This is a genomic window from Corallococcus macrosporus (genome assembly GCF_017302985.1).
Classification (GTDB): domain Bacteria; phylum Myxococcota; class Myxococcia; order Myxococcales; family Myxococcaceae; genus Corallococcus; species Corallococcus macrosporus_A.
This window is the reverse complement of record NZ_JAFIMU010000012.1, coordinates 280,621-299,385: the sequence shown is the minus strand read 5'-3', so window position 1 is coordinate 299,385 and position 18,765 is coordinate 280,621. Positions and strand designations below refer to the sequence as shown.

Annotated in this window: 13 protein-coding genes; 7 read left to right on the top strand and 6 right to left on the bottom strand. The window is 71.4% G+C overall.

All coding sequences use genetic code 11. From position 1 onward, the window contains the following. Positions 1–14: 14 nt before the first annotated feature. Positions 15–1,067: a TauD/TfdA family dioxygenase gene (locus JYK02_RS34255; RefSeq protein WP_207057127.1), complete on the bottom strand. Its 1,053-nt coding sequence runs from the start codon at positions 1,065–1,067 to the stop codon at positions 15–17. Then, positions 1,064–4,525: a condensation domain-containing protein gene (locus tag JYK02_RS34250; protein ID WP_207057126.1), complete on the bottom strand. Its 3,462-nt coding sequence runs from the start codon at positions 4,523–4,525 to the stop codon at positions 1,064–1,066. Before JYK02_RS34250 ends, JYK02_RS34255 begins: the two co-directional genes overlap by 4 nt. Positions 4,526–4,632: 107 nt before the next feature. Between JYK02_RS34250 and JYK02_RS34245 the strand changes: the two genes are divergently transcribed. Beyond that, on the top strand, positions 4,633–6,273 hold the full coding sequence (locus tag JYK02_RS34245) for a cyclic peptide export ABC transporter (protein WP_207057125.1): 1,641 nt from the start codon (positions 4,633–4,635) through the stop codon (positions 6,271–6,273). Positions 6,274–6,295: 22 nt separating this feature from the next. Here JYK02_RS34245 and JYK02_RS34240 read toward each other — a convergent pair whose 3' ends face one another. Together JYK02_RS34240 and JYK02_RS34235 are read right to left on the bottom strand one after the other, a co-directional pair. After that, on the bottom strand, positions 6,296–7,039 hold the full coding sequence (locus JYK02_RS34240; RefSeq protein ID WP_207057124.1) for a phytanoyl-CoA dioxygenase family protein: 744 nt from the start codon (positions 7,037–7,039) through the stop codon (positions 6,296–6,298). Positions 7,040–7,090: 51 nt separating this feature from the next. Then, positions 7,091–8,752, bottom strand: coding sequence for an acyl-CoA dehydrogenase family protein (locus JYK02_RS34235; protein WP_207057123.1), 1,662 nt, complete (start codon positions 8,750–8,752; stop codon positions 7,091–7,093). 66 nt (positions 8,753–8,818) lie between these two features. Here JYK02_RS34235 and JYK02_RS34230 point away from each other — a divergent pair, with 66 nt between their 5' ends. Then, positions 8,819–10,717 (top strand): ATPase, encoded by a 1,899-nt coding sequence (locus tag JYK02_RS34230; RefSeq protein WP_207057122.1) that lies wholly within the window; start codon positions 8,819–8,821, stop codon positions 10,715–10,717. Here JYK02_RS34230 and JYK02_RS34225 read toward each other — a convergent pair. Together JYK02_RS34225 and JYK02_RS34220 are read right to left on the bottom strand one after the other, a co-directional pair. Continuing rightward, positions 10,654–11,505, bottom strand: a complete 852-nt coding sequence (locus JYK02_RS34225; protein WP_207057121.1) for a WbqC family protein — start codon at positions 11,503–11,505, stop codon at positions 10,654–10,656. The genes JYK02_RS34230 and JYK02_RS34225 overlap by 64 nt on opposite strands. 20 nt (positions 11,506–11,525) lie before the next feature. Beyond that, a complete protein-coding gene (locus JYK02_RS34220) occupies positions 11,526–12,323 on the bottom strand; it encodes a phytanoyl-CoA dioxygenase family protein (protein ID WP_207057120.1) in 798 nt (265 codons plus the stop codon). Between the two features lie 126 nt (positions 12,324–12,449). On the opposite strand from JYK02_RS34220, the gene JYK02_RS34215 reads away from it, so the two are divergent. The 5 genes from JYK02_RS34215 (at position 12,450) to JYK02_RS34195 (ending at position 18,763) form a co-directional block, all read left to right on the top strand. Beyond that, entirely contained in the window at positions 12,450–13,412 is a 963-nt protein-coding gene (locus tag JYK02_RS34215; RefSeq protein WP_207057119.1) for an alpha/beta fold hydrolase, read from the top strand. A gap of 158 nt (positions 13,413–13,570) precedes the next feature. After that, positions 13,571–15,367, top strand: a complete 1,797-nt coding sequence (locus tag JYK02_RS34210) for a lamin tail domain-containing protein (protein ID WP_207057118.1) — start codon at positions 13,571–13,573, stop codon at positions 15,365–15,367. Between the two features lie 86 nt (positions 15,368–15,453). Further along, positions 15,454–16,239, top strand: coding sequence for an exodeoxyribonuclease III (locus JYK02_RS34205; RefSeq protein WP_207057117.1), 786 nt, complete (start codon positions 15,454–15,456; stop codon positions 16,237–16,239). Between the two features lie 28 nt (positions 16,240–16,267). Then, positions 16,268–17,047, top strand: coding sequence for a lysophospholipid acyltransferase family protein (locus JYK02_RS34200; protein WP_207057116.1), 780 nt, complete (start codon positions 16,268–16,270; stop codon positions 17,045–17,047). A gap of 147 nt (positions 17,048–17,194) precedes the next feature. Continuing rightward, positions 17,195–18,763 (top strand): ATPase domain-containing protein, encoded by a 1,569-nt coding sequence (locus tag JYK02_RS34195; RefSeq protein WP_207057115.1) that lies wholly within the window; start codon positions 17,195–17,197, stop codon positions 18,761–18,763. The last annotated feature ends 2 nt before the right edge of the window (positions 18,764–18,765 follow it).

Sequence of the window (18,765 nt, the reverse complement as noted above, 5' to 3'; positions counted from 1 at the left end):
CGGTGACGGGGCGGTCAGTCCGGCAGCGGCCCCTCGAAGACGACGTCCGCCCAGCGGCGCGGGTCGGCCATGGCGACCACCACCTTGCGCTCGCCCTTGAAGGGCTGGCGGCCGTGGGCCATCAACAGGTTGTCCAGCAGCAGCACGTCCCCCGCCTGCCAGGGCACCGCGACGCGGCCGTCCCGGTACGCGGCGCGCAGCCGCTCCAGCACCTCCGGTTCGATGGGGGCCCCGTCGCCGTAGAACGTGTTGTTGGGCAGCGCGTCCTCGGCGTAGAGCGCGCGCAGCTGGGTGGTGACGTCCTCGGGCAGCGTGCTCACGTGGAAGAACGTCGCGTGGTTGAACCACACCAGCTCCCCCGTGGTGGGGTGCCGCGCCACGCAGGGGCGCCGCTGGCTGGTGCGCAGCCGGCCCTGGCCCAGCCACTGGAAGTCGATCTCACTGCCACGGCAGTAGCGCTCCACCTCCGCCGGGTCCTGCGTCTGGAAGGCCTCCTGCCAGGACAGCCCCAGGCCGTCGCCGAAGTTGCGCACGTAGCGGTAGCCCCGCGTCACGAAGCGCTGCACCAGCTCGCGCGGCAGCTCGCGCAGGATGCGGCGCGTGCTGGTGATGGGCGTGGCGCCGGCCACGGTGGGCGCCGTCACGCAGTGGAAGTAGATCCGCTGGGGGAACGTCAGGTTGTAGGACTGCTCCGTGTGCGGGAAGATCTCCTGGTCCGACGGGTGCGACGTCGACGTGTAGACCTGATCCTTCACGACCTCGCGCGGGGACGAGCGCTCCGTGTACGTCAGCGGCTCGCCGCACGTCGCGCGCACGAAGTCCGCGAAGCCGTCCACGCCCTCCATGCGGAAGCCGCGCAGCATCAGGCCGCCCACGCGCGCCAGCTCCGCCTCCACCCAGTCGCGGTGCTCCCGGGCCCACGTCACCAGGTCCAGCCCCTCCACGCGGGGCTCCACGATGAGCGGGCAGTCCTCGCCCTCGGGCAGGCGCGTGGTCACCAGCTCCGCGCGCGACAGCTTGACGGGGCTGCGCGAGCGCGCCCCCAATCCGGAGAGTGCGTTCTTCATGGCGTCTGGCGTCCTGAGGCGTTGGGGGGAGGGGCGCCGCCGTCCGAGCCGGGGTCGCGGCGGCGGCGGGGGCCCAGCCGGTCCAGCGCGCCCCGCATGCCCGTGTCCCCGGGCGCGGCCCCGCCCAGCGACGACGGGCGCGCTTCGGGCCGGGCGAGCGTCGCGTCCAGCCACTCCACGAAGCGGCGGTGCAGCCGCTCCACGCTGGCCCGCTCGAACAGGCGCGTCGCGTACGTCCAGTGGCAGCGCAGGCCCTCGGGCGTCTCCGACACCCACAGCGTGAGGTCCAGCCGGGACAGCCCCGTGTCGAACGCCAGCGGCTGCACCTCCAGGCCGGGCAGCAGGATGCGCTCGCGGGGCTGGTTCTGGGTGCCGAAGGCGGCGCGGAACAGCGGCGCGCGGCCCCGGGCCAGCTGCTCGTAGGGCAGCTCCGCGTGCGCGGCGGCGCCCAGCGCGCGCTCCCGCACCCGCCGCAGCAGGTCCTGGAAGGGCGGGTCGCCGCCCAGCGGCAGGCGCAGCACCAGCATGTTGATGAAGTTGCCAATGAGCCGCTCGCAGCCCGGGGCGCCGCGCCCCAGGTCCGCCACGCCCACCGCGCCGTCCTCCTGGCCGGTGCCGCGCGCCAGGAGCAGCTGGAACACCGTGAGCATCCACATGAACGGCGTCACGCCGTGCTTCGCGCACCCTTCGCGCAGGCGCGCGGCGAGCTCGGGCGCGAGCAGCGTGTCCAGGCTGCCGCCCAGGCCGTCCGGGGGCGTCGCCGGGTCATGGTCCGTGGGCAGCCGCGGCGTGTCGGTGAGCCCCGCCACCTCCCCCCGCCACCAGCCCAGCAGCGACTCCAGGTGCTCGCCCGTCAGCCGCTGGCGCTGCCACACCGCGAAGTCCGCGTACTGGTAGGGCAGGGCGGGCAGCTCGGGCGCCGTCCCCGCCTGGCGCGCCGCGTAGAGGGCGGCGAGCTCCTGGACGAGCAGCCGCATGGACCAGCCATCCGCCACCAGGTGGTGCACGGTGAAGAGCAGGACGTGGCGCGCGTCCTCCACCTGGAGCAGCCGGGCGCGCAGCAGCGGGCCCTGCTGGAGCGCGAACGGGGCGCGGGCCTCCGCGAGCGCCGCCTCCCGCACGCGGGCCTCGCGCGCCTCGGGGGCCAGGCCCCGCAGGTCCTCCACGGGGAGGGGGAGCGCGGCGGCGGGCAGGACGTGCTGCACCGGCCGGCCGTCCACCTCCGGGAAGCAGGTGCGCAGGGCCTCGTGACGCTGGAGGATCTCCCGCAGGGCCTCCTCCAGCCAAACCACCTGGAGCGCGCCCTTCAGCTCCAGCGCCACGGGGATGAGGTAGCCGCCGCCGCTCGAATCCAGTCGCGAGGCGAGCCACATCTCCTCCTGGGCGAACGACAGCGGCAGGACCCCCTCACGCCCGACGGGCTGGGGGCGCGACGCCGCGACCGGCGCCACGTCGAGTGAGCGTCGACAGCGCCGGGTCAGCTCCGCGAACGACAGACCTCCCAGCAGCTCCGGCAGGGGGATGCTCAGGCCCAGGGCCTGCTCGATGTCCGCCCGCAGCTCCACGGACGACAGCGAGTCCAGCCCCAGCTGCACCAGCGGCGCCTCCGCGTCCATCCGGGCGGCCGGGATGCGCAGCGCCGCCGCGGCGCGGGACCTGAGCCACGCCTCGACCCGGGCCTCGCGCTCCGCGGGCTCCAGCGCCCGCAGCGCGTCCAGCGCGGGCAGCGGCCCGGACTCCGTGGCGGCCTCCTGGGCGGCGCGCGCGTCGCGGGCCAGCACCTGGAGTTCGTCCGAGCGCCACGCGTCCCGGGTCGCGCGGCGCTGCACCTTGCCGCTGGAGGTCTTCGGCAGGCTGCCGGGGGCGATGAAGACCACCTCGTCCAACTGGATGCCGTGCTCGCGCGTCACCGCCTCGCGCACGCGCCGGGCGCAGGCCTCCGCCTCGAACGCCTTGCGCGGGTCCACCTCCTGCACCAGCACCAGCCGCTCGCCCTCCGGCGCCTGCGCGCTGAACGCGGCGGAGCACCCGGGCCGCAGCGCGGGGTGGCTCGCCACGGCGGTGCGCTCCAGGTCGTGCGGGTGGTGCTTGCGCCCGCGGACGATGATGAGGTCCTTGAGCCGGCCGCTGACGAACAGCTCGCCGCCGTGCAGGAAGCCCAGGTCCCCGGTGCGCAGGTAGGGGCCGGCCGCGGCGGCGTCCGCGCGGCGCGCCGCGAAGGACTCCGCCGTCTCCTCCGGCCGGTTCCAGTACCCGCGCGCCACCGACGGGCCCCGCAGCCAGATTTCGCCCACCCGCCCGTCCGCCAGGGGCTGGCGCGTCGCCGGGTCCACGATGAGCAGCTCCTGGTCCGGCAGGCTCGCGCCGCACCCCACCAGCGGCGGGGCCTCCGGCGCGGGCCGGGCCTCGCCGTCCGCCAGGGCCTCCTTCTCGAAGGCGCGCACGACCGGCACGGCGGTGGCCTTGCCGGAGGCGATGAGCGTCGCCTCCGCGAGCCCGTAGCAGGGATACATCGCCTCGGGGCGGAAGCCGGCCGGCGCGAAGGTCCGCTGGAAGCGCTCGAGCGTGGCGGGGTTCAGGGGCTCCGCGCCGTTGAAGGCCAGGCGCCACGAGGACAGGTCCAGCTCAGCGACCTGCTCGGCGGTGGCCTTGCGCGCGCACAGCTCGAAGGCGAAGTTGGGCCCGCCGCTGGTGGTGGCCCGGTAGCGCGACACCGCCTCCAGCCAGCGCAGGGGGCGGGCCAGGAAGTCGAGCGGCGACATCAGCACCACCGGGAAGCCCACGTAGAGCGGCTGGAGGATGCCGCCGATGAGTCCCATGTCATGGTACGGCGGCAGCCAGATGACCCCCACGCTGTCCGGGCCGTGCTGGAAGCAGCGCTGGATGGCCGCGGAGTTGTGCAGCAGGTTGTCGTGCGTCAGCACCACGCCGCGCGGCGCGCCGGTGGAGCCGGACGTGTACTGCAGGAATGCGACGGTGTCCCCGCTGACGCCCGGGTCCCTCCAGGCGTCCGCGTGGCCCGGGGTGACGTCCTCCAGCGCCAGCCACGTCGCCCGCGCGAGCATGTCCGCCTGCCCGAACAGCTCCTGCGCCATGTCGCGGATGAAGGCGGGCGCGAGCACGAAGCGCACCTGGGCGTCCGCGGTCAGCGCCTCCAGCCGGGGCAGCGTGCGCGCCAGCCGCATCGGATCCGGAGGGTAGGCGGGCACGGCGACCGCCCCCGCCTGCAGGCATCCCAGGAACGCGGCCACGTAGTCCAAGCCGGGTGGAAACAACAGGAGGACGCGCTCGCCCCGCGCACCGGCTTCGCGCAGCAGTCCTCCGATTTCCCGTGAACGCCGCAGCACCTCCGCGTTCGTCAGGCGCCCGGCCTCGTCCTCTCCAGAGTCAAGGAAGGTGAACGCCGTCGCGTGAGGGGCCGTCTCGACGCGATCTGTCAGAATATCAAGTAAGTTCATGCAGGCAGGCTAATGTAACCAACCTGTAAAATCGGTTCTTCACCTGACGTCAAGGGGGGGACGTAAAACGAAGAATTCATCATGACCCCCTTGAAGGAATGCGCGCCGTGAACCTGCTCCTCCTGTTGCTGCGCGGGTCGCGCGCCACCGTGGTCCTGGCTGTCTGTTTCGGGCTGCTGACGGGCTTGTCGAGCGCGGGGCTCATCGCGCACATCAACACCGCGCTCGCCCAGGGGGGCACGCACGTCGCGCGGGAGACGATCCTCGGCTTCGCCGCCCTGGGCATCCTCATGTTGGGCTCCCGCATCAGCTCCCAGTTGCTGATCATGCGGCTGCACACGGACACCACGTTCGTGCTGCGAGAGCAGCTCAGCCGGCGGATTCTCACGACGCCCCTGCGCCGGTTGGAGGAGCTGGGCATCCCGCGACTTCTGGCCACGCTGGTGGATGACGTCCAGGCCGTGACCCAGGGCCTGCTCTGCGTGCCACCGCTGTTGATCAACGCCGGCATCGTCGTGGGTGTCATGGTGTACCTGGCGGTGATGTCGCCGCTGGTCTTCGCGGCGCTGGTCGTCTTCTCGCTGCTCGGCGTGGCCAGCTACCTGATGCCCCAGAGGCGAATCATGGGGCTGCTGCGACAGTCCCGGAAGACGACGGACCGGTTCTTCGGCGATCTGCGGTCGCTCACCCATGGATTGAAGGAGCTGAAGCTCAACGGCGGGCGGCGCAGGGCCTTTCTCACCGAGGACCTCCTCCCCACCGCGAATCAGCTGAAGGCGTTCCAGCGGCGCAGGTCCACGCTCAACATCCTGGTGACGAGCTGGGGGATGAGCCTGTTCTTCTTCTTCATCGGGCTCCTCCTGTTCGCGCTGCCGGGCATCGCCCCCGTGTCCCCGTCCACCCTGATGGCCTACACGCTGGCGGTCCTCTACCTTCAGCAGCCGCTGGACTCATCCATGGTGATTCTCCCCATGCTGAGCGCGGGCGTGGTGGCGCTGAAGCATATCGAGACGTTGGACCTGCAAGGCTCGGACGGTGAGCCTGTACCGCCGGCGGCTGGGGCACCCCTCCCCGCACCGTCGCGCATCGAGCTGGTGGACGTCACGCATGTCTACCGCCGCGAAGGAGAGGACACGCCCTTCACCCTGGGCCCTATCGGCCTGACGTTCCGCGCGGGGGAGATTTCCTTCGTGGTGGGCGGCAACGGCAGCGGCAAGACGACGCTGGCCAAGCTGATCACGGGCCTCTACGCGCCAGAGTCCGGGGAGATCCGCGTCGACGGCCAGGTTGTGACGGCGGCCGGCCAGGAGCGCTACCGCGAGCTCTTCTCGACGGTGTTCGCGGACTTCCACCTTTTCGACCGGCTGATGGGCCTGGCCGAGGGTGCCCATGCGGCCCGCGCGCGGACCTACCTGCGACGGTTGCAACTGGAACACAAGGTTCGCATCGACGAGAAGGGGGCGCTCTCCACCACCGAGCTGTCCACGGGCCAGCGCAAACGACTGGCGCTGCTCGCCGCATACCTGGAGGACCGTCCCGTGTATCTCTTCGACGAGTGGGCGGCGGATCAGGACCCGCTGTTCAAGGAGATCTTCTACCGGGAACTCCTGCCGGACCTGAAGGCGGCCGGCAAGACGGTGGTGGTCATCAGCCACGACGACCGGTACTTCGACGTGGCGGACCGGCTGGTCAGGCTGGAGTCGGGCGCGATCCTGCCGGAAGCCGCCCCTCGAGTCGTTCCTGCGTGAGCGGGTATTGGTGACGCAGGGTTCAATCCCTCGCGGAACGTGAGCCCGGGACGGGCAGGTTGTCCGTCCCGCGGTACGTGGCCACCACGGAGTACTTCGTGTCCTGCGTGTGGTTCCGGCTCGCCGCGTGGAACAGCCGCGCGTGGAAGAGCAGCACGTCTCCGGGGGACAGCCTCACGTACTGCGCACCCGCGATGAGCGACGCGTTCTCCGGCAGCTCCGGCCGCAGGAACAGCTTCGCGTCGTAGCGCTCCGGGGCGAACTGCATGCGGTGCGTGCCGGGCAATACCTTGAGACCGCCGTTCTCCGGCGTCTCCGCGCCCAGCGCCAACCACGTGGAGATCAGCTCCGGCCGCGTGAAGGCCCAATACCTCACGTCCTGGTGCCAGCCCGTGTCCGACGAGAAGCGCGGCTGCTTCGTCATCACGCAGTTGTGATGCGCCCGCGCCTGCACCACCGGCCCCTCCAGCAGCTGCCCCAGCGCCTCCACCATCCGCGCGTCGTCGAACCACGCCGCGAACAGGGCAGAGCGCCCATGGGCCTTCAACAACCGCCGCACCGTCCGGCCGCCCTCGGCTTCGATGCTGGCCGGTGAGCCCGGATAGGCCACGTCGGCCTCGTACTCCACCGGACCGTCACCGGACGCGAGCTGCTCCAGGATGACGGTCCGCATCCGCTCGCACGTCCCACTGTCCACGAAGGACGGCAGGACGAGATACCCCTCGGCGGCGAAGCGCTGGCACTGCTCGGGACTCAGGACGGACATGGCGCCCGCTTCTTAATGGCGGCGCCCGCCGTGTGCACCTGTCGCGATGCCTCAGCCCAAGAGCCGCGAATCATCCAGGTCGATCTCATCCTGGATGAGGTCCACGCCGTGCTGCCGGAACCGGCGCGCGGCGGCGCGGCTGCGCGGACCGTGACCGTGCTCCAGGCACCACTGCGCGTGCTCGCTCAGGAGCGCCAGCTCCAGCGTGCGCCCCAGCGTCAGGGAGAAGCGCCGCGCCCCGGCCTCCATCGTGGTGGGGTTCGCCATCGCGCCGGACACCCAGGCCCGCGCGTGCTCCAGGGCGTCGTGCGCCGTCTGAACGCACGGCCGCAGGCCCGCGTCCGTCACCTTCGACAGCCGGCCCTCCACCTCATGGAAGAACGCCTCCAGCGTGCCTTCCTTCGCCAGCGCGCGCAGCGAGTCCAGCGACAGCACGTTCGTCGTGCCCTCCCAGATGGACAGCACCTGCGCGTCCGCCTGGATGCGTGGCAAACCCGTGTCCTCCACGTAGCCCGCGCCGCCGAAGGACTCCGTCACCTCCGACGTGACGTGCACCACCTGCCGGCCCGTCGTCAGCTTCGCCAGCGGCGTCACCAGCCGCTGCAACAGCAGCTCCTGCTCCGTCGCCGTGCGCGTCTCCAGCTTGCCCAGGAGCTCCACGCCGCGGAACGCGAGCAGGAAGCCCGCCTGGAACTCCGCCTCCAGCCCCGCCAGCGTGTCCACGTGCAGCGGCTTCTCCGACAGCGGCGCGCCGAACTGCACCCGGCGCTTCGCATAATCGTGCGCCAGCGCCAGGGCCCGGCGCATGGCCCACGTCGCGCCCATCGCGTTCCAGGTGCGCGTCACGTTCAGCATCATCGCCATGTTGCGGATGCCGTCCGTCAGCCCCGCCACCGGCGTCGCCAGCGTCCCGTCCAGCGTCAGCTCCGCCGTGGGCACCTTCTTCGTGCCGAACTTGTCCTTCAGGCGGTTGATCTGGATGCCATTGAGCCGGCCCTGCGCGTCCCGCGTCTCCACGAAGAAGAGCGCCAGGCCCTTGCCGCCGGGGCCGTTGCCCGTGGGCCGCGCCAGCGTCAGCGCCATCTGCGCCGTCGTCGCGGACGTGAACCACTTCGTGCCGTGCAGCCGCCAGCCCTCCGGGGACTGCCGCGCCTCCGTCAGCGTGAGCCCCACGTCCGAGCCGCCCGTGCGCTCCGTCATCCACTGGCCGGACGTCCAGAACGTCGCCGGATCGCGCGACGTCAGGTGGGGCAGGGCGTGATCGATGAGGGCCTTGTTCCCCAGCGACAGCAGCGACCGCGCCGCGCCGTCCGTCATCGCCAGCGGACACGAGTAGACGTCCAGCGACGGCTGCACCAGGTAGTTCAGCGCGAATTGGTGCACGCGGCTGAGCGCGCCGCTCTTCTGCTCGTAGGCCACCGCGACCAGGCCCTTCCTCGCCGTCAGCGCCTCCGCCTCCTTCCAGAGCGGCGTCACCTCGATGTGGTCGATGCGCTTGCCCCACGGGTCCCACTGCGTGAGGACGGGCTCGTTCAGCCGGTCGCGCTGCTGGAACTCGTAGAAGTACTTGCCTCCCAGCTCTCCCAGCTCCCGGAAGTCATCCTGGAGCGAGCGGAACAAATCGTTCGGAAGGGTGCGAGCGAGGTAGCCCTGCAGGAACGCGTCGTCGTCGTACTGGTTGCCAAGAACCGGGGGCGCCTGGAAGAAGCTCATGCCCCGAAGTTAACACCGCTGACACGACGGTGGGGTAGAGTGACCTCCCCCCCCGACGGAGCCGTGATGACCGACTTCTCCCGCAGGCCCCCACCTGGCCCAGGTCCGTCTTCCTTCGACGCCGAGCAGGATCCCAATCGCAGCATCACCCCCCTGGAGACGCCCGCCGCCGCGGCGAGCCCCATCCTGGCCACGCCTCCCCGCCCGCGCTCGCCCACCATGGCCGGAGTGCCCCTGGGCGGAGACAAGCCGCCGGAGCCCACCCGCTCAAGGCCCGCGCAGTCCGCGCCGCTGCCCTCCGTCATCTTCGACCCGATGCCGCGCCCCCGCGTGCCGCCCGCGCAGGCCTCGGGCGTGGCCCCGCCGGGAGCGCCGCCGCCCTTCCACGAAGAGATGCTGGACGTGCAGACGGAGCGGCGCACCGCGCCCCCCGGTCCTCCGCCCGCGCCGCAGGACCCCGACCGCCGCGCGAGCCCCGGCCCGGAGCGTCGCGGTCCGGACGCCGAACGCAGGGGACCTCCTCCGGCGGAGGCCGACCGCCGGGGCCCGGCTGGCCCCGCCGGCGCCGACCGTCGCGCCGCGTCCTCGGCGCCCCCGCAGGGCTACGTGGGCCCGGAGCGGCGTGGCTTCCGGCGCGGTGAGGCGTCGGACGCGCCGGTGACGAACCGCTTCTGGCCCGCGCAGCCGAAGTCGCTCCAGGAGGCCGGCCTCAACACCACGTTCGTGGAGGAGCTGGTCCTCAAGGCCATCTTCTTCGCGGGCGAGATGCGCGGCATGGACGTGGCCACGCGCCTGCAACTGCCCACCGCGCTGGTGGACGAGGTCATCGAGGGCCTGCGCCGGCAGAAGTACATCGACATCCGGGGCGGTGGCGGATCCGGCGTGGGCCGCTCCACGATGATCTACCAGCTCACGACCTTCGTGACGGACGTGCTGCGGCAGATATTGGACCGCAACCGCTACAACGGCCCCGCGCCCGTGCCGTTCAACGAGTGGGTCGCCGCCGTGAAGCAGCAGACCGTGCGCGGCAATCGCATCACCCGCCAGCGCATGGAGGACAAGTTCGGCGACCTGATCATCCGCGACTACATCTTCGACGGCATCGGTCCGGCGATGAACTCCGGGCGCGCCATCTTCTTCTACGGCCCTCCGGGCAACGGCAAGACGGCCATCTGCCAGGGCATGGTCAACTGCTACGACGGGGACATCTTCGTCCCGCACGCGCTGCTCATCGACGACTTCGTGGTGAAGATGTTCGACGCGAACATCCACCGCGCCGTGGAGGACGAGCCCGGCATGCCGTCGTATGACCGCCGCTGGGTGCGCTGCCGCCGGCCGCTGGTGGTGGTGGGCGGTGAGCTCACGCTGGAGATGCTCGACCTCGTCTACACCCCGGAGGTGAAGTACTACGAGGCGCCGTTCCAGATGAAGGCGTCCAACGGGATGCTCCTCATCGACGACTTCGGCCGGCAGAAGGTGTCCCCCAAGGACCTGCTCAACCGGTGGATCGTCCCGCTGGAGAGCGACGTGGACATCCTCACGCTCCACACGGGCAAGAAGATCCAGGTGCCCTTCGACGTGTTCGCCGCGTTCTCCACCAACCTGGATCCCAGCGACCTCGTGGACGACGCGTTCCTGCGCCGCGTCCGCTACAAGCTGGAGGTGCAGCGCCCGGACGAAGAGCAGTTCCACGAGATCTTCCAGATGATGTGCAAGAAGCGCGGCGTGCCCTACGACGCACGCGCCGTGGACTACCTCATCGACGAGCACTACCGCCCGCTGCACCGGCCCTTCGCCGCGTGCCAGCCTCGCGACCTGTTGGATCAGGTCATCGACATGGCGAACTACCAGGGCCAGACGCCGCGCCTGGACCCGGCGCTGCTGGACGCCGCCGTGCGCAGCTACTTCGTGCGCTTCGACAAGCCCGAGGGCTCCGCGCCCACCGCCGCGTCCGCCTCCCGCTGAAGCGGCTGGGGGCCGTCCCCCGCGAACGGCCCCCACGGCGACGGCTGGAGCCACGTGCGCACCGTCTCCACGGGCACGTTGGCCAGCACGTCGACGATGGACAGCCCCGTCACGAAGCGCCCCTCGCGGCCCTGCGCGTAGTCCGGATGGCGGAAGCGCTGCCACAGGAGGCGCACGTCCACCGCGCGGAAGCGCTCGGGCTTCAGGTACACCGTGGAGCCCGTCCCCGAGTAGTACGTGTGCGCGCCCGTCTGCAGGCAGTACTCCACCAGCCGCTGCGTCTTGTCCTCGCCCCGGCGCTCCAGCGTGGAGGACAGCACCAGGTTCGGCGTGAGGCCCAGCGGCGCGTAGAAGAGCGCCATGCTGGACAGCAGCACGCGCGACAGCGACCCCGGACCGGACTCGCGCGCGGCGTCGTCGTAGAAGGGCTCCAGCAGCGGCAGCACCTGCGCGCGGAAGTGGGGCCGGCCTCCGTAGAGCGTCACCAGCGCGTTGAGGTGCTTGCGCGCCCAGGGCTGGCTTGCGTCCACCGCCAGGTCGCGGATGCGCGTGTCGCGGTGCGGATCCTCCAGCGGGATGGACAGCCACTGGAAGCCGGGCTCGGACGGAGGCGGCGTGGGCACGCCGTGGGGCAGGGCGACGCGCGTGCGGCGCTGCCAGCCGCGCCTCAGCCACTGCACGTCGTCCAGCACCACCAGCGTGCCGGCGCGCGCCACCTGCTCGTAGAAGTCCACCCACGGCAGGTAGTGGGGCTGCTCGGCGACGAGGACTCCAGGGTGTCCGGACACGCTCCGGATGATAGGGCCTTTCAGCCGCCGCGCACCGGGTGGCGGAACACCGGCGGGAAGACGCGCGGGGCCTTCTTCTTGCGCACGCAGGTGGTGTCCGCGCTCATGAAGCAGGCGGAGAACGCGCGCCGCCGCTGTCCGGGCCGGCCGCGCCCGGAGCGGTGCCAGACGTGGTTGTGCACCAGCAGCGCCTCCCCGGCCCGCACCGGCAGGGGCACCACGTGCGCTTCCGCGTCCGCCTCGGTCACGCGGTCTGGAGGAATCACGCCGCCCAGCGCCGTCACCAGCCCCGCGCGGTGACTGCCGGGGATGACCTCCAGACAGCCGCCGCCTTCCGGCGCGTCGTCCAGCGCGGTCCAGATTTGAAGGTCCGGCTCACGCGTGAGGCCCCACAGCTTTCCGCCGTCCTGGTGGAAGGGCAGGTTGCTGCCGCCCGCGGGGCCCTTGTGGAAGAGGATGGCGCGGTACAGGACGATGTCGCCGGGGATGCGCGCGCGGGCGATCCGCTCGAACAGCGGGTTCTCCAGCCACGCGAGGAAGCGCGGATCCTTCTCCAGCTTCTCCAGCTTGCGGTACTCCAGGGACGGGCCCTGCCAGCCCAGCCCCAGCGGCGCGTCCTCGTAGCGGCCGGTGGTGGCGTCCGGCTGGAAGAACATCCCCGGGTACACCACGCGGCCGAGCATCAGGTCGTCCGCCCGCTCGCGCAGGGCTTCCACGCCCGCGTCGTCCAGCACGCGGCCCAGGCGCGCGAAGCCGTGCGCCTCGTAGTGGGCGAGCACGGCCGCGACATCCAATCCTTCCGCCTCAACGCTGAGCATCCGCCGCACCATTGCCGCAAGGCCCGTGCGCGTCCAGCCCGGTCGCGCGAGCAGGGGAGGGCGCCCTCGTGGGACGGTCCCTCCGCCCTTGCACCCGCGCCTGCCCGGTCGCATGGTGGGCATGGGATGCCCTACCGTCGCGCCACGCACCACGTCTCCGCCCCGGATGGCACCCGGGTGGCGGTCCACACCCACAGCTCGGGCATGCCGGAGCAGGGACGCGACGCGCTGCTCGCGGACCGCCCCACGGTGCTGCTGACCAACGGCATCGGCACGTCGGAGAACTTCTGGCGTCACATCGTCGCGGACCTGGAGCAGGACCACCGCGTGGTGCACTGGGACTACCGCGGCCACGGCATGAGCGACGAGTCGCGCGACAACGACTACCGCGTGCAGGTGCACGTGGACGACCTGGAGCGCGTCACCGAGGCCGCCATGGCGCGCGGCGACGGCCGGCCGCCGCACCACATCGCGTTCTCCATGGGCGTGCGCATCCTGCTGGAGCTGTACCGCCGGCGCCCGGACCTGGTGCCGTCCATGACGCTCGTCGCGGGGACGCCGGGCGTGCCGGGCTCGGCGAACCCGCGCTGGGGATCCCGCGTCGCGCTGGGCGCCGTCAAGAGCGCCCTGGCCGCCAGCACGCCATGGGTGCCGGTGGTGGCTCCCGCGGTGAAGGCCTTCATCGCCAGCCCGCTGGCGGATCCATTCGCCCGCGCGGTGGGAGCGCTGCGGCCCCGGGCCCCGAAAGAGGACATCGCCGAGTTCCTGGACGCGCTCTACCACATGAGCGCGCAGGCCTATTGGCGCACCCTGCGCGGCCTCACGGAGGGCCACGCCTGGGACGTCCTCCCGTCCATCCGGGTGCCCGTGCTGATCATCGCCGCGAGCGACGACGTCCTCGTGCCCCTGTCGGAGGTGCAGCGGCTGCACCGCGCGCTGCCCCAGGCCGGCTGGCTCCAGGTGGACGACGCCGGCCACGCGGGCCTCCTGGAAGCCGGGACGGAGATCGCCCAGGCGGTCCGAGGCTTCCTGGACGCGCATGGATTGGAGGTTTCGACCTCCGCGCAAACCCCCGTGACTCCAGGCTGAATCCGCGGCGGCGCCCGTGACCCATCCGGCCTGCCGGGTTCTGAGAATCCGGTGACCTGGAAGGTCACGAAGCGGGCCCGGAAGTCACCGGGCCTGGTTTGCGTCCACCTGTAATTTTGTGGTTTGTGAGGAGGCTCAGTACTCAACACGGAGTCTCCATGTCCTGGTCTTCCCGGCACCTGCTGGTCCCATTGTCAGCGGTGCTGTTGGTGTTGTCGGCGTGCGGTGGCGATGACGACAAGAACCCTGTCTGCGGCAACGGCATCATCGAGAGCGGCGAAGCGTGCGACGACGGCAACCGCACGGAAGGCGACCGCTGCAACAACAGCTGCCAGGTGACGACGCCCACGGTCGACGCGGGCACTGACGCTGGCAGCGACACGGACGCGGGGACGAACACCGACGCGGGCACGGGCACCGACGCGGGCACCGACGACGCGGGCACGGGCACCGACGCGGGCACGGGCACCGACGCGGGCACGGGCACCGACGCGGGTACGGAGACGGATGCGGGCACGAGCACCGACGCCGGCACGGGCACCGACGCGGGTACGGAGACGGACGCGGGCACGAGCCCCGACGCGGGCACGGGCACCGACGCGGGTACGGAGACGGACGCGGGCACGAGCACCGACGCGGGCACGGATGCCGGTACGGAGACGGATGGCGGCGCCATCGACGCGGGCCCTGCTCCGGACGCGGGCACGGGCACGGATGCCGGCACGGAGACGGACGCGGGCACGAGCACCGACGCGGGCACCACGGTGACGCTGAGCGCGCTGGAGCCGGCCGCGGTCTTCGCGCGCACGGGCACCACGGGTGAGACGATCCCGGAGACGCTCGAGGTCACGCTGAGCGCCGAGGCCACCACGGACGTGGTGGTCCAGGTCGCTTCGTCCAGCCCCTCGGTGGTCGTGGCGAACAACGGCCAGGTGACGGTGCCGGCGGGTACGCGCTCGGCGGCGGTCATCGTGACGGCGGATGAGGCGGCGGGCTCCACCAAGGCGACGCTGACGGCGACGCTGGGTTCCGACTCCCGCACCGCCACGGTGCGCGTGCTCGGTGCGACCGAGGCGGCGTCGCTGGCGTACCTGTCGCCGGAGACGGTGTCCCTGGCCTCCGGTGAGACGGCCAACGTCACCGTGACGCTCGACATCCCGGCCGCGGCGGCCACGTCCATCGCGCTGTCCACGACGGGCAACGTGGGCTCCGTGCCGGCCACCGTGACGGTGCCGGCCAACGAGATCTCCGCGAAGTTCATCTTCACCGCCGGCGCGTCCGGTTCGACGGGCACCATCGTGGCCACGCTCAACAACCAGTCCGTGTCCGCCCAGGCGAAGGTCAACGCCGCCCCGACGACGAACCACATCGTCATCAGCGAGGTCGCCGCCGCGGGTCCCGCCAGCGGCGGCACGGGCGACAACGACGAGTTCATCGAGCTCTACAACCCGACGAACGCCGAGGTGAACATCGGTGGCTGGAAGGTCCAGTACAAGAAGGACAAGGGCGGGACGTACACCAGCACCTTCGTACTGAAGGGAACTGCCCGCATCGCGGCCCATGGCTTCTTCCTCATCGCCCGGGACACCTTCCAGGGCCCCGGGACGCCCGATGAGAAGTGGGGCACGGCCCTCACCATGGGCGCTGGGGGCGGGCATGTCCGCATCGGCCCCAACAGCCTCACGGACGCGCTCGCGGATCCCAACGTCGTGGACAAGCTGGGCTGGGGCTCGGGTGACGACGGCGAAGGCGGAGTCATCAAGGCCACGCCTTCCAAGGCCGGCAGCTTCGAGCGCAAGGCCAACGCCGCCTCGTCCGCCGCGACCATGGAGGGCACGGGCGTGGACGCGAAGAAGGGCAACAGCGAGGACACCAACGTGAACGGCGCGGACTTCGTCACCCGCACCACGCGCGACCCGCAGACGCGGGCGAGCGGCGTCACCGAGGTGCCGTGACGCACTGAGCAGCGACCGGCCCCCACCGTCCCTCCAGGAACGGTGGGGGCTGGAAATACCCGCGCGCTTTCGCCATAAGCGGGGGCGTGCGAGTCGTCTCCTGGAACGTCAACGGTCTGCGCTCCATCCACCGCAAGGGCTTCCTCCCGTGGCTGTCCAAGGCCCGGGCGGACATCGTGGGGCTGCAGGAGGTGCGCGCCCGCGTGGAGCAGCTCCCCGCGGAGGTCCGCGCCCCCCGCCGGTGGAAGACCCACTTCGTGGCCGCCGAGCGCCCCGGCTACAGCGGCGTGGGCCTCTTCAGCCGCCATGAGCCCGAAGAGCTGACCACCACCCTGGACGCCCCGGAGATGGACGCGGAGGGCCGCCTCCAGTTCGCCCGCTTCGGCAAGCTCACCGTCGTCAACGGCTACTTCCCCAACGGCAACGGGAAGGACCGGGACCTCTCCCGCATCCCCTTCAAGCTGGACTTCTACCGCCGCCTCTTCGCGCGCCTGGAGAAGCCCCTGCGCGACAACCAGCGCGTGCTGGTGATGGGCGACTTCAACACCGCCCACCAGGACATCGACCTGGCGCGCCCGCGCGAGAACCGCGAGACCAGCGGCTTCCGCCCGGAGGAGCGCGAGGAGTTCGACCGGTGGATCCGCGCCGGCTGGGTGGACACCTTCCGCCACTTCAACCCCAAGGGCGGCCACTACTCCTGGTGGAGCCAGCGCGCCGGCGTGCGCGAGAAGAACATCGGCTGGCGCATCGACTACGTGCTGGCCACCCCCGCGGCGCTCGGCTTCGTGACGAAGGCCGCCGTGCATCCGGATGTCCACGGGTCAGATCACTGCCCCGTGAGCGTGGACCTGGACCCATTGGTCCTCACCTGAACCCCCTCATGCCCAAGGCACACTCCTCATGAACGCACTGCTCTCCATCTGGACCTGGGTCGAGGTGAGCCTCGTGGCCCTGGTGGGCTTCTTCGTCCAGCTCACCCTGCTCATCCTGACGTTCCTGTTCGACAAGCGCCGCTACGTGGTGGGCCGCTGCTTCCGGCTGGTGGGCGTCACCGCCGCGAAGCTCACGCCCTTCTGGCGCTTCGGCGTGCACGGCCCGGTGCCGGACCGCGTGGCGCCCAACACGGTGGTGGTGAGCAACCACGAGTCCAACGCGGACTGCTTCCTCATCTCCTTCCTGCCGTGGGAGATGAAGTGGCTGGGCAAGAGGAGCCTCTTCAAGGTGCCCGTGGTGGGCTGGATGATGGGCATCGCCGGGGACGTCCCGGTGGAGCGCGGCGACCGCGACTCGGCCACCGGCGCCATGGCGCGCTGCAAGGAGTGGATGCAGAAGGGGATGCCGGTGATGATCTTCCCGGAGGGCACGCGCTCCAAGACGGATGAGCTGCTGCCCTTCAAGGACGGCGCCTTCCGGCTCGCCATCGAGATGCAGGCGGACGTGCTGCCCCTCGCCGTGAGCGGCACGCGGCTCGCGCTGCCCAAGCACTCGTGGCGCTTCGCCACGTCGCGCGGGCTGGTGACGGTGGGCACGCCCATCTCCACGAAGGGGATGACGTTGGACGACGTGGAGACGCTCAAGAACCAGGCGCGGGCCCAGATTGAAGCCCTGCGCGCGTCGCTCAAGCCGCTGACGGGGAGCGCGGCCCCCGTCCCGGCGACGGACACCCACGCCGCCCCCTGAGCGGCCGGCGGACCGGGGGCGCGTGCCGTTCACGAACGCACGCACCCCAGATTGTTGAACCCTCCAGGACCGTCTGGACTAAAGGGGTTCCCAGGTCCGTCCCCCACGGTCCGGCTCGGCGCTCGGCGCCCAGGAAGGAAGCGTGTGATGACCGCGGGCGGTCCACGTGAAGAGCAGCGGGTTGCCACGGGCATTCCGGGTCTGGACACCGTCCTGTGCGGCGGCCTGCGCAAGGGCCGCATGTACATGGTCCTGGGGCTGCCAGGGGCGGGCAAGACCATCCTCGCCAACCAGGTCTGCTTCCATCAGGCGGCCCAGGGCCACCGGGTCCTCTACCTCACGCTCCTGGCCGAGTCGCACACGGAGCTGGTGAGCAACCTGCAATCGCTGTCGTTCTTCGACCCGGCCTGCGTGCCGGAGAAGATCAGCTACCTGAGCGCCTTCACCATCCTGGAGCAGGGCGGGCTGGACGCGCTCGCGGACCTGGTGCGCAAGGAGATCAAGGCGCACAAGGCGTCGCTGCTCGTGCTGGACGGGCTGCTGGCGGCGGAGGAGCTGGCGCCGTCGCGGCAGGCGCTCAAGAAGTTCATCCACGGCCTGCAGGTCGTGACGGGGCTCATCGGCTGCACCACCCTCGTGCTCACCACGGGCGGCACCAAGAGCCTGCGCGCGGAGCACACCATGGTGGACGGCCTGCTGCTGCTCCAGCAGCGCTCCTTCGGCGTGCGCACCATGCGGGAGCTGAGCGTGCGCAAGTTCCGGGGCAGCGCCTACAAGCTGGGGCAGCACGGCTTCGAGATCACCAGCGACGGGCTCACCGTCTACCCCCGCCTGGAGTCCATGGTGGACGGCAACCTGGTGCCCGGGGCGGGGAAGCGCGAGCGGGATGCCTTCGGCGTGCCGGGGCTGGACACCATGCTCAAGGGCGGCGTGCCCGCGGGCTCCACCACCATCCTCCTGGGGCCTCCGGGCAGCGGCAAGACGCTGCTGGGGCTGGCCTTCCTCGCGGAGGGCGCCCGCCAGGGAGAGCGCGGCCACTACTTCGCCTTCTACGACGCGCCGGAGCGGATGCTCGCCCAGGCGGCCGGCGTGGGCATGCACATGCAGCCCCTGATGGAGCGCGGGGACCTGGAGGTGAGCTTCCGGCCTCCCACGGAGAACATCCTCGACAAGCTGGGGATGGAGCTCCTGACCATCGTGCGCAGCGGCCGGGTGCGCCGCATCTTCCTGGACGGCTACGAGGCGCTGCGCCGCTCCTCGACGCGCACCGCGCGGGTGGCGCGCTTCCTGGCGGCGCTCGTCAACGAGTGCCGGGTGCAGGAGGTGACGCTGCTCTACACCGTGGAGGCCTCGGCCGCCTTCGGGCCGGAGGTGAAGTTCCCGCTCAAGGGCATCTCCATGGTGGCGGAGAACATCCTGTTCCTGCGCATGGTGGAGCTGCACTCCGGGCTGCGCCGCTTCATCGCGGCGCTGAAGGTGCGCAACAGCGCCTATGATCCCGCCCTGCGCGAGCTGGAGATCACCGGCAAGGGGATCAAGGTCGGGGAGCCCTTCGCGGAAGGGCAGATGTTGATGACGGGCCTGGCGCGGACGCGGTCACCGGAGCCGACCCCGCTGCCGAAGCCGCGCCGCAAGCCGCGCGCGGGCGCCGCGTCCTCCGCCAGGGCCACCCCTTCGAAGCCGCGCCGGAACGTCCGCAAGCGCCGAGGCACGTGACC